10 protein-coding genes and 1 tRNA gene are annotated in these 11,829 nt (G+C 60.6%); 10 read left to right on the forward strand and 1 reads right to left on the reverse strand.

Annotated elements, in window-relative coordinates; genetic code table 11:
- Positions 1–10: 10 nt before the first annotated feature.
- A complete protein-coding gene (locus tag ON14_RS10010) occupies positions 11–790 on the forward strand; it encodes a FadR/GntR family transcriptional regulator (protein ID WP_010204888.1) in 780 nt (259 codons plus the stop codon).
- 17 nt (positions 791–807) lie between these two features.
- Positions 808–1,545 carry an SDR family oxidoreductase gene (locus ON14_RS10015; protein WP_039742012.1) on the forward strand — a complete coding sequence of 246 codons (738 nt, stop codon included), beginning with the start codon at positions 808–810 and terminating at the stop codon, positions 1,543–1,545.
- 10 nt (positions 1,546–1,555) lie between these two features.
- On the opposite strand, the gene dgoD is transcribed toward ON14_RS10015, so the two are convergent.
- A complete protein-coding gene (dgoD, locus tag ON14_RS10020) occupies positions 1,556–2,701 on the reverse strand; it encodes a galactonate dehydratase (RefSeq protein ID WP_010204891.1) in 1,146 nt (381 codons plus the stop codon).
- Between the two features lie 253 nt (positions 2,702–2,954).
- On the opposite strand from dgoD, the gene ON14_RS10025 reads away from it, so the two are divergent.
- The 8 genes from ON14_RS10025 (at position 2,955) to lgt (ending at position 11,778) form a co-directional block, all read left to right on the forward strand.
- On the forward strand, positions 2,955–4,409 hold the full coding sequence (locus ON14_RS10025) for a glyceraldehyde-3-phosphate dehydrogenase (RefSeq protein WP_010204892.1): 1,455 nt from the start codon (positions 2,955–2,957) through the stop codon (positions 4,407–4,409).
- A gap of 90 nt (positions 4,410–4,499) precedes the next feature.
- Complete coding sequence (locus tag ON14_RS10030; protein ID WP_010204893.1) at positions 4,500–5,528, forward strand: isopenicillin N synthase family dioxygenase; 1,029 nt, start codon at positions 4,500–4,502, stop codon at positions 5,526–5,528.
- A 283-nt stretch (positions 5,529–5,811) separates the two neighbouring features.
- The gene (locus ON14_RS10035) at positions 5,812–6,918 is read left to right on the forward strand and encodes a Gfo/Idh/MocA family protein (protein ID WP_010204894.1); all 1,107 of its coding nucleotides are present in this window, start codon (positions 5,812–5,814) and stop codon (positions 6,916–6,918) included.
- Positions 6,915–7,763 carry a fumarylacetoacetate hydrolase family protein gene (locus ON14_RS10040; RefSeq protein WP_010204895.1) on the forward strand — a complete coding sequence of 283 codons (849 nt, stop codon included), beginning with the start codon at positions 6,915–6,917 and terminating at the stop codon, positions 7,761–7,763. The genes ON14_RS10035 and ON14_RS10040 overlap by 4 nt, the downstream gene beginning before the upstream one ends.
- Positions 7,760–8,509 carry an SDR family NAD(P)-dependent oxidoreductase gene (locus tag ON14_RS10045; protein WP_010204896.1) on the forward strand — a complete coding sequence of 250 codons (750 nt, stop codon included), beginning with the start codon at positions 7,760–7,762 and terminating at the stop codon, positions 8,507–8,509. The genes ON14_RS10040 and ON14_RS10045 overlap by 4 nt, the downstream gene beginning before the upstream one ends.
- 86 nt (positions 8,510–8,595) lie before the next feature.
- A tRNA-Arg gene (locus ON14_RS10050) sits at positions 8,596–8,671 on the forward strand.
- Positions 8,672–10,383: 1,712 nt separating this feature from the next.
- Positions 10,384–10,860, forward strand: coding sequence for a M23 family metallopeptidase (locus ON14_RS15855; protein ID WP_158000087.1), 477 nt, complete (start codon positions 10,384–10,386; stop codon positions 10,858–10,860).
- Positions 10,861–10,920: 60 nt separating this feature from the next.
- Positions 10,921–11,778, forward strand: a complete 858-nt coding sequence (gene lgt / locus ON14_RS10060; protein ID WP_010204899.1) for a prolipoprotein diacylglyceryl transferase — start codon at positions 10,921–10,923, stop codon at positions 11,776–11,778.
- Positions 11,779–11,829: the final 51 nt, after the last annotated feature.

The following is an 11,829-nucleotide window of genomic DNA, read 5'->3' on the forward strand; positions in this document are numbered from 1 at the left end:
CATCGCGGTGATGATTACTTTCTCGCGGCGAGGTTTGCACGGCCACGTTGTTGACGTGCTCGGCCGCCGCATTATGCGCGGTCAACTGGTGTCGGGCGAGATCATCGATCAGGATGCTCTACTCACCGAATTTCAGGTGAGCCGTACCGTTATCCGCGAAGCGATCAAAGTACTGACGACGAAGGGCCTTGTGGATGCCCGCCCGCGATTGGGCACCTTCGTGACCGAGCGGCAGCGCTGGCAACTACTCGATAGCGACGTCATGACGTGGCGGTCTGAGGGTACGCCCGACGCCCTGCTTGTGCTTGAGCTGAGTGAGGTGCGCCAAGTTCTTGAGCCTGCCGCCGCCCGACTAGCCGCTGTGCGCCGCACCCCGGAACAGTGTGCCGAGATTCAGGATGCAATGACCGCGCTCGTGGCGACCTTCGAGAGCACCGAGGCCGCGTCGCGCGGGGCGGCATCGCACGCGGCTGCATCTCATGCAGCAGCCGACCTAGCGTTCCATCGGGCAGTGCTTGCAGCATCCGGCAATGAACTATTGGCACGGTTTGAAGTGGTGCTCGAGCCTGCGCTTCACGCGCGCGACGAACTGGCTTTTGAGAATGAGACGACCTCCCAGTTCTTGGTGGAGCATCAAGCTGTTGTCACCGCCATTGTGGCTCAGGATGCCGATGCCGCCCAGGCAGCTATGAAGCTGTTAATGGATCAGTCAAACCGCGACTCCGAAACACTCGTGAGCACGGATGCTGAGGGCGCTGAGCTCGTGAAGAGTCGCAAGCCGGCACTTTAGTGACGAAGGGATCAAGCATGATGCGCACCGTCCTTATCAGTGGAGCAGGTCACGGAATCGGGGCTGCAGCCGCGCGCGCTTTTGCGGACGCCGGCGACGATGTTGTTGTTACCGACATCGATGTGGATGCCGCGCAGGCAGTCGCTGCTGAGATCCGAGCAACTGGCGCAGCGGCCACCGGCAACTTTCTTGACGTTGCCGACCCCGAAGCGTGGGAGACACTTTCGCGCGAATTGCGCGCCGCTCAGCGTCCGCCCGCCGTGATCGTCAACAACGCCTTCTTTCAGGTCGCCGGAGTCGCCCACGAGCAGACTGAAGACAACTGGAGCAAGCAGCTCTCGGTGACCCTCTCTTCCGTGTACCGCTCTATGCGCACCTTCCACGACACCCTCACTGCAGCGCGGGGAAACATGGTCAATGTTTCGAGTGTTCACGGTGTGCTTGCGTGGGCTGAACAGCCTGCCTACGCTGCGGCCAAGGGTGGTCTGATTTCGTTGACCCGCCAGCTATCTCTCGACTACGCACCACACGTTCGCGTGAACGTTGTGCTTCCCGGTGCAATCCAGACGCGCCAATGGAACCACCAAAGCTCTGAAGATCGGCAACGTGCTGAGCGCCAAGCAACATTGCAACGATTGGGCACTCCCGAAGAAGTTGCCTCGGTCATCCAATTCTTAGCTGGCGATGGCGCCTCATACGTTACCGGCGCATCGCTGCTCGTCGATGGGGGAATGACGACCACCCTCGGCGCTTAGCGCGGGGTCGTTACCATTCGGCGAGAGCGCCGTCGTCGTTGCGCCATACAGGGGAGCGCCACTGGTGCCCCACCTTATCGGCGGCGCGCACCGCGGCTTCGTCAATATCAATGCCGAGCCCCGGCTTGGTGAGACGTTCGATGTACCCACTCGTGAAGTCGAAGACGCTCGTATCCATCAGGTACTCGAGCACGTCTGACCCGACGTTGTAGTGGATGCCGATGCTCTGTTCCTGAATAAGAAAGTTCGGTGTGTTGAACCCGACTTGCAAACTCGACGCCAAGGCAATGGGCCCTAGGGGACAGTGCGGCGCGAGTTGAGCGTCGAACATGTCGGCGAGGGCGGCGATGCGGCGCACTTCGGAGATTCCGCCGGCGTGAGAGAGGTCGGGCTGAACGACGGCGATACCGGCTTGGAGCGGCCCGAGGAACTCATTGCGGGAAAAGAGGCGCTCGCCGGTGGAGATGGGGATCGACGTTGAGGCGACAATGCCGTCAAGTAGGTGCGACTTTTCGGGCACGACGGGTTCTTCAACGAAGAGGGGAGCGTAGGGCTCGAGCAGGGGGAGCACGCGGCGCGAGTTGGCCACGGTCATCCGTCCGTGAAAGTCGATCGCCATGTCACGGTCGGGGCCGAGAACTTCGCGCGCGAGGGCGGCCCGTTCGACAACTTCGTTGATGGCGCTGACGGTGCCGATGGGCTTCATCCGTCCGCTGCCGTTCATTTTGACGGCGGTGAGACCAGAGCTCACTTGTTGGGCAATGTTGTCGCGCAGTTCAGACGGCTCGTCGCCGCCGACCCAGCCATACATGCGGATGCGGTCGCGCACGGCGCCACCGAGCAGATCATGCACGGGAACGCCGTGGGCTTTGCCGGCGATATCCCACAGGGCTTGATCAATGCCAGCGATAGCGCTGGAGGCTACGGGGCCGCCGCGGTAAAACCCGCCGCGGGTGAGTACTTGCCAGTGGTCTTCAATGCGGGTGGCGTCGAGCCCCACGAGGTATTCGGCGTGCTGTTCGACGGCAGCGCGAACGATATCGGCTTGGCCTTCGACGACGGGCTCGCCCCAACCAACAATGCCGTCGTCGGTCTCAATGCGCACGAACAGCCAGCGTGGCGGCACCAGGAATGTTTCGATGCGTGCGATCTTCACGATGCTCCCTCGAGTAGTAAATCCTATTATCGTACTATTCGCACGACGGGTAACGGAAAGCGGCAACTAGAGTGAGCAACGTCATCACTGCTCGTTGACGTTAAAAATCGCCCCCTTTGGCGATCTCTAAAGTGTTGCCAGAACTGCGCCCGCCCGCCCCCGCGTGCCGAGCATCCGTCTGGGAGAATGGACGCGGGCCAGCCGCGTTACAAGCGCGCTCGCGGCCCGTGACTCTGCAGTCGGAAGGAACCTGATGCAACGCGAACACAGCGACGAATTTGCCCGATGGAATGCCCGCCAAGAACTGGCTGAGGCAATGATCCCCCTCATCGGTGGGCTGTATCGCAACCGCGGCGTCGTGACCTCGATTCATGGCCGCCGCCTCATCAACCAGTCGCCAGTCGAAGTGCTCAAGGCTCACCGCTTTGCGCGTCAGCTCAACGAGAGCGAACTGCCGATCGAAGAGACCATGCCGATGATGCTCGCTCTGTCGGCAATGCCGCTGAATTCGGCATCCATTGATCTGGCAAAGCTCGTTAACCGTTTTCGCGAAGTGGGCGGCGAACTCAGCGAGTTCTTGGCTGCCGAACTCGAACCGGTGCTCAAAAACGGCCACGAGACGAAACCGGTGGGCGCGGATGTTGTCCTCTACGGTTTCGGACGCATCGGTCGGCTGCTGGCCCGCATCCTCATCGCGCACGCCGGCAACGGCGAAGGGCTCCGTTTGCGGGCCATCGTTGTGCGAAAGGGATCAGACAACGACCTCGTGAAGCGTGCCAGCCTGCTGCGTCGTGACAGTGTTCACGGTCCCTTCGAGGGCACCATCTCGGTCGACACCGAAGCGAACACGATCCTGGCAAACGGCACCCTAATCCAGGTCATTTACTCGAACGATCCCGCCACGATCGACTACACCGAATACGGCATTTCGGATGCCATCGTCGTCGACAACACCGGTCGCTGGCGAGACGAAGAGGGCCTCAGCCAACACCTCAAGTCAACGGGTGTGAAGCGTGTACTGCTCACCGCTCCCGGCAAGGGCGACATCAAGAACATCGTGTTTGGGCTCAACCACGACACAATCTCAGACGCCGACACCATCCTCTCTGCTGCGTCGTGCACCACGAACGCGATTTCGCCGGTGCTGAAAGCCATCAATGACCAGTACGGCATTGAGCACGGTCACGTCGAGACGGTGCACTCGTACACGAATGACCAAAACCTTACCGACAACTTCCACTCCGGCGACCGCCGTGGCCGCTCCGCGCCGATGAACATGGTCATCACCGAAACGGGAGCGGCGAAAGCAGTCGCAAAGGCTGTCCCCGAGCTGGCGGGGTTGCTCACCGGCAGCGCCATCCGGGTTCCCACCCCGAATGTGTCAATGGCGATTCTGAACCTCAATCTCGCGACTGAAACCACGCGCGACGAAGTGAACCGTTACCTGCGCAATCTCTCCCTTGATTCGACTCTGCAGCAGCAGATCGACTTCATCGACTCGCCGGAGGTCGTGTCTAGTGACTTCACCGGCTCGCACCGTGCCGGCATCGTTGATGGCCTTGCAACGATCAGCACGGGCAAGCACCTCGTGTTGTACGTCTGGTACGACAACGAGTTTGGCTACACCAGCCAGGTGGTGCGCGTTATTGAACATATGGGCCAAACTCACCCGCAAGTTATTCCCGAACGCGCCGTAGTCGGAGCATAATTTTCCGAACTGTGATCGAGTTGCGCTCACTGTTAACGCTGTGGGCGTAACAAAGGAAAACTCTCAGCGCTCTCGTGTGAACATCATTAAATGAACGATTCCGCGCTTCCTGTAATTGACCTCTCGCTACTCGACGGCGGCCCAGAAGCGGCTGCCAAGTTCCGGGATGATTTGCTGAGTGCTACCCACGATGTTGGGTTCTTTTACCTTGTCGGGCACGGCGTCGACGAGACGTTGATGGATGACCTGCTCGCGGCATCCCGTGAGTTCTTCGACCTTCCTGAAGACCAAAAGCTTGCCGTCGAAAACACGAACAGCCCGCAGTTCCGCGGTTACACGCGTGTGGGCGGAGAGCTCACCGAAGGCAAGACCGACTGGCGTGAGCAAATCGACGTTGGCCCCGAGCGCGACCTTGTCGACAATGCTGCCGGTCATGCTGACTACTGGCGCCTTGAAGGCCCCAATCTGTGGCCGGATGCTCTGCCCCAGCTTCGTGGCCTAGTGAACGAGTGGAACGACAAGCTCAGTGCCGTCTCGCTTCGCCTGTTGCGCGCGTGGGCTCAGGCCCTCGGCGCCCCCGAAGATGTCTTCGATGCTGCGTTTGCTGACAAACCGTTCCCGCAGTTGAAAATCGTGCGGTATCCCGGCGAATCTAACCCGGAGCCCAAGCAGGGCGTCGGTGCCCACCGTGACGGTGGTGTGCTGACTCTGCTGATGGTGGAGCCAGGCAAGGGCGGACTGCAGGTCGACTACAACGGAGAATGGGTGGATGTCCCACCCAAGCCAGGTGCGTTTGTCGTGAATATTGGTGAGATGCTCGAGCTCGCGACCGAGGGTTACCTCAAGGCGACGCTGCACCGCGTCATCTCTCCGCTGATCGGTGATGACCGCATTTCGATTCCCTTCTTCTTCAACCCGGCGCTCGACACCGTGATGCCGCAGTTGCAGTTGCCGCCCGAGCTTGCCGCTCAAGCGCGCGGACTCTCGCTCGACCCCACGAACAGCCCGATCCTCGAAACCTACGGAGACAATGCGCTCCGCTACCGAATGCGGGCGCACCCCAACGTCGCCCAGATTCATCACGACGATCTGATCCAGGGCCCGCGGGGTGCGATCTAAACCTGCTCGCTAACGCGACTCACATGCGGCTCACCCTTGCGGGTAGGCCGCATTTTGTCGTTGTGCGTTGCCCGATCGCGCTCTGCCCCTTCGGAAATTCAGGAGATTTGGTTTTCTCGGGGCGCTGACCCGCTGCGGACGCCGAATACGGTGCCAATCTCCTGAGTTTCCAAAAGTCAGCGGAAGCCACACGGCAGCGGCTTGGCCGCCGCATTGCCGCGTGACGGCGTTTGATATATCGTTTGATCACAAGATTTACCGTCTACGAGAGCCGGAGTTGTCTGTGTCGCCCTTCCCCGAACGTGAGCCAGCCGAGGCGTACACGCTGGCGTTGCCCCAGCATCCGCGTCCGATTGTCATGATCGGCGCCGGCGGCATCGTCAAAGACGCGCACCTGCCTGCCTACCGCAAAGCGGGTTTCGAGGTGTGGGGGATCGTCAACCGCACCGCAGCCAAGGCGCAGGTTCTCGCCGACGAGTTCGACATCCCGAATGTCTTCACCTCGCTGTCGGATGCCGTAGCAGCGGCCCCGAAAAACGCCGTCTACGACCTCGCGCTCATGCCCGAGCAGTACCCGGCGGTGCTCGACCAGCTGCCCGATGGAGCGGCCGTGCTCATCCAGAAGCCGTTCGGCCAGAATCTTGCCGAGGCGCGCGTGCTACTCGAGATCTGTCACCGCAAGAACCTTGTTGCTGCGGTGAACACGCAGCTGCGGTTCGCGCCGTACATCGCGGCCGCCCGCACGCTGATCGCCGAGGGTGCAATCGGTGAGCTCTATGACCTGGAGATCCGTATCGCCACCGAGACGCCGTGGGAGATCTTCCCTCACGTGCTCGGCATCGAACGGCTCGAGCTCAACATGCACAGCGTGCACTATCTGGATCTGGTGCGTTCATTCTTGGGCGACCCGGACAGCGTGAGCGCAGCGACGGTGCGGCATCCGGCCAAGCCTCAAGTCTCGAACACGCGCTCGACGATCATCATGCGGTACCGCGATCGCCCACTGCGGGTCACGATCAGCACGAACCACGATCACGGATTCGGTGGCGAGTTCGAAGAGGCCTTCGTCAAGTGGGAGGGCAACAAGGGCGCCATTCGCGCGCAGCTGGGCCTCATGCTCGACTATCCGCGCGGCGGCCCCGACGCTCTCGCGATCGCGTATACCGACAAGCCTGAGCTGGGCTGGCAGCCGGTGCCGTTCGAGGGCAGCTGGTTCCCGGATGCCTTCATCGGTTCGATGAGCGCGCTGCAGCGCTACCTCGAGGGCTCAATATCTGAACTTCCGACCTCGGTCGACGACGTCATGCACACCATGGCGGTCGTCGAGGCCGGCTATGAATCACAAGAGCGCGAAGGTATCGCGCTGGCAACGAAGGAGAACACTCAGTGAGATTCGCGCGACTCGGCCCGGTTGGCTCAGAAATCCCTGTTGTTCTCGATGAAGGTGGCGCCTTCAACCTGACATCGATCACCGCCGACATCAACGGAGCCTTTTTCGCCAGCGGTGGCGTCGCCGCGGTACGTGCCGCGCTCGACGCGGGCACCCTGTCGGCTGTCGAAACCGAGGGTGTTCGCGTGGGTGCGCCCATCGCTCGCCCCGGCAAGATCGTGTGTGTCGGCCTCAACTACAGCGACCACGCTGAAGAGACCGGTGCAACGCTTCCCGACGAGCCCGTCATCTTCATGAAGGATCCGAGCACGATGGTTGGCCCGTTCGACGACGTGCTCATCCCGCGCACGAGCGAGAAGACCGACTGGGAGGTCGAGCTCGGCGTCGTGATCGGCGCGACCGCTCGCTACCTTGAGTCTCCGGATGACGCTGCCGCCGTCATTGCCGGTTACGCCGTGTCGCACGACGTTTCCGAGCGCGCCTTCCAACTCGAACGGGGCGGAACCTGGGACAAGGGCAAGAGCTGCGAGACCTTCAATCCGTTCGGGCCTGAGCTGGTGACCGCCGACGAGGTGGCCGACCCCCAAGCCTTGGGCTTGCGCCTGTGGGTGAACGGTGTCGAACGCCAAAACGGCACGGCCGCAAACATGGCCTTCGGCGTGAACCACATCATTTGGTACCTCAGCCAGTTCATGGTGCTGCAGCCCGGCGACGTCATCAACACGGGCACGCCCGCCGGTGTTGCCATGGGTATCGAGGGCCAGCCGTACCTGCGTGCGGGCGACGTCGTTGAACTTGAGATCGACGGCCTCGGTCGCGCTCGCCAGACTATGGTGCAGGCATGAGTGCCGAGTTCGACGGTCTCGTCGCCGTCGTCACCGGGGGCGCTTCGGGCATTGGCCTCGCTTCGGCACTTGCGCTAGCAGAGCGTGGTGCCACGGTTGCCGTGCTCGACCTCAACACTGAGGGGTTGGATGCTCGCCTCCACGGATTCACCGCTGACGTGTCAGATCGCGCCTCCGTCGACGCCGCCGTTTCTGCGGCCGCCGAGAAATTGGGCGGTATCGACGTGGTCGTCAACAACGCCGGCATCAGCGCGGTCGGAACCGTCGAAGAGAACGACGACGCCGAGTGGGCGCGCGTGCTCAACATTAACGTCATCGGTATGGCGCGAGTGTCGGCTGCGGCCATGCCGTGGCTTCGCAAGTCTGAGCACGCCGCGATCGTGAACCTCTGCTCCATCGCAGCCCTCAACGGCCTCCCGCAGCGCGCGCTCTACGGTGCGTCGAAGGGTGCGGTTCTCGCGCTGACTTACGCGATGGCAACCGATCATGTGGCGGATGGCGTGCGCGTCAACGCGGTCAGCCCTGGCACGGTCTCCACCCCGTTCGTGGAGCGGATGCTGCAGGGCTTCGACGATCCCGTCAAGGAACGTGCCGCTCTGGATGCCCGCCAGGCCACCGGCCGCATGGTCACCCCCGAAGAAGTTGCCGGCGCCGTCGCGTATCTGGCGAGCCCGCTCTCCGGCTCAACGACGGGCGCCGCGCTCGAAGTTGATGGTGGCGTGGCCCACCTTCGCGTCCGAAAGTAGGCGCTCGCCGCATCCGACTGGTGAAAGTGTCAGTGGGAGCCCTCAACCGCTGGTATAGTTTTCTGGTTGGCGTAAGTCAACAAGATGCGCCCGTAGCTCAGCGGATAGAGCAATTGACTACGGATCAATAGGCCGGGGGTTCAAATCCCTCCGGGCGCACCAGCTAAAACAGGTCTGATCAGCACTTTCTTCTGGAGTGCGGCCAGGCCTGTTTTTCGTTTGCCCACACTTTGCCCACACTTCACAAAGTTTTGGATCGGATTTCGGCCGTGGTGCGACCGTTGCGACTCCTCCCGGCCCACTGTTGGTCTGGGTTTTGGTTCACCGCACGAGATTGACCTATTGACCACGGATCAATACGCCGGGGGGTTCAAATCCCTCCGTGCGCACCAGTTAAAAGAGGTCTGATCGGCACTTCCTCGCGGATTGCGGTCAGGCCTGTTTTTCTTTTAAGCACGGGGCCCGGCCTCGGCGTCGATGCTTTGACGGTCAGTGGCAGGCATCACGCTGGGCCGATTGTCAGGTCCGCCGCACGCGGCGCCAGCTATGCTGACCGTATGAGAGGGAAGGGCGGTCAGGCGTTTATGGCACTGTCTCTCTCTTCTCGCGCCAGTTCGAGCTGGCGACGCATGTTGGTCGTATTAATCGCAATTCCCACAGTTATCGTTGCGCTGCTCGCGATGCATCTCCTGCTTTCGGAGTCTCCGACGTCAGAAACTCACGCAGCGACTGCGTCGAGTTCCCTCATCGGATCCGCGGTTGCAGAGTCACCGGACGTTGCCGTATTTCAGGGCGACGCTTTAGCGCAAGAGAATTGCGCCGATTCATGCAGCCCGCCGCATAACGAGCTGGTGATGGCATGTCTGCTAGCGCTTTTGGGTTCCGCACTTCTCGCACTTTTTTATTGTTTGCGCTTTGAGCTGCGACCGCGGAGTACAGCGGTGCGGCTCGCCTTCCACCAGATATTTGGGGTGGTTTCGGCCCATCGGCCTTCGCTTCACATGCTCTCTATTAGCCGCACCTGATTCTTTTCTCTTCTCGTGCTTTCGGGTAGATCTCGCACGCGGAAGAACGACCCTCATCGATCGACGATCACGCAATCGCACTTCGTTCTTCTGAGCTCGTGGTTCATTGCACGCTAAGCGGCCCGTTATCGGGACGAACTTAGGCGCATAGGCACCCCCGGCCGACCCAAGGGCATTTCAGAAGCCGCTTGCGACGATGACTCTCCTGCGCTTTTTCTGTGGTAGTCGACGGTCGATCAGGAGCGGATCATCAAGCTGGCCGGAGCCCGACCTGCAAATGGACAGGCCGCGAAGGCGGTTGCCTTCGTGCAGAAGTCTATTGACGATCCGGGAGTAGAGATCCGCAGCATGCATCACATCCCGAGTCTGCCGAAACCCGGACACGATCCCATCGAAATCGCGACGACGTGCCTGTCATCGAAACGGTTTCCCTTAGTTAGTAAAACGGCGCGCTTTATGCCTAGTTGGGAAAAAATGAACGACCGCAAATCAGATGCGCCGACAGCGCTTACTCGCCGTGAATCTCTCGCGATCGAGAACAGAGCAAGACACTCGCGGCACCAGCACGTTGAAGTCGAATCATCCACGAAGAGGACGAAACAACGCGGCTCAGGCCACTACACGGCGGCGAAAACCCTTCGTGTTCGTACCAGAGCGGGGACGGCCATCGCTGTGGTGGCTTTGCTATTTGGTACCTTCCTGCTACCAGCGTATGCGGAACCGGCGAGTACGGTACTCACTGCCGAACCCGCCACGTCACCACCTGTTCAATCCTTGAGCGTCTCCGATCAGGTGCTAGCGAGTTCCAGGACGATTGTCGCGCGCGATAGCGTCAGCGTCATTCAGGTCGTGCCCGAATCGGCGTCTTACTCTCGCATTGCCGATACCTTCACGAACGTCGCGAAATCCCCGATCCAGTGGCCGTTCTTGGTGGGCGTGCCCATTAGTAGTTGGTTCGGGTACCGCACCTGCGACGGTTGTCCGACCTTCCACAAAGGCATCGACATCAATCCGGGGCTAGGGACTCCGATTCAAGCGATCGCCGACGGAGTTGTCACCGAGTTGGGCGCCAACGATGCGGACTACGGAACGAATGTGGTCATTACTCACCAGATCGACGGCCAGACGATCAGTAGCCGGTACGCCCACATGATCGAAGGGTCATCGCCGCTCAGCCTCGGAGACGTCGTTGCGGTGGGTGATCTCGTGGGGCAAGTAGGCAACACGGGCATAAGCACTGGTGCACATCTGCACTTCGAGATACTCCTCGACGGCGTTACCCCTACGGATCCGTACGCGTGGATGAAAGCCAAGATCGGCTCGTGAAACGAGCGCAGCTAATGGTGAATCACAAGCAAGTAACTCACAGAAAGAGAGGAACACCCGATGTTGCCACTGGTTATTCCGAGTCCTGATATCAGCTTCGTTGAGCTTGGCCCGATTCGAATCTATTTCTACGCGCTCTTCATGCTCGTAGCTATCGCCGCCGCGATTCTGGTGGCAGGGCGGCGAATGCGGAGGCTGAACATTGCCAGTGGCGTTGCATTGGACATCGCTGCGTGGGCAGTTCCCATTGGAATACTCGGCGGACGGCTCTACCACGTTGCCACCCACCCAAGCGACTATTTCTATGAAGGTGCAGATCTGTTCAGGGTTTTGTACGTGTGGGAGGGGGGCCTCGCCATTTTCGGATCGATCACCTTTGGTGCTCTTGGCGCATGGATCGGGGCGCGACGCGCGGGGGTGTCCTTTGGGGCGTTTGCTGATGCGCTAGCTCCTGGACTTCTCTTAGGCCAAGTTGTCGGGCGAATCGGCAACTATTTCAACCAAGAACTATTTGGAGCCCCAACTACCCTCCCGTGGGGGCTCCAAATTGATGCGAACAATCCCGCCTTTCCGGAGGGCCTTCCCTCGAGCACACTGTTTCATCCACTATTCCTCTACGAGATGCTCTGGAACCTCGTGGGCATAGCCGTCGTTCTTGGGGTAGAGCGGATCGCGCGACGCCGTGCGGGGGTCGCGATCGGAACCTATTTCCTCTGGTACGGATTTGGCAGAGCGTGGTTCGAGTCATTCCGCCTAGACCCGACGGAACTCGAACTTTTTGGAGTGAAGATCAATATCGTCACGGCGCTAGTGGCCGCGATCGTTGGCGCCTGGATCATTGCGACTTCCTTGAATCGCAAAGACAGCGTGCCCAAGAGATTCGACGGAAAAAACCTTGAACAACAATCACGCGACTAGCGGCCAGTGCAAACACATTCGAGGGTTACCCCGGTCGCAAAGCATGAAAGG

It is taken from the genome of Salinibacterium sp. PAMC 21357, from assembly GCF_000247645.1.
Lineage (GTDB): Bacteria > Actinomycetota > Actinomycetes > Actinomycetales > Microbacteriaceae > Rhodoglobus.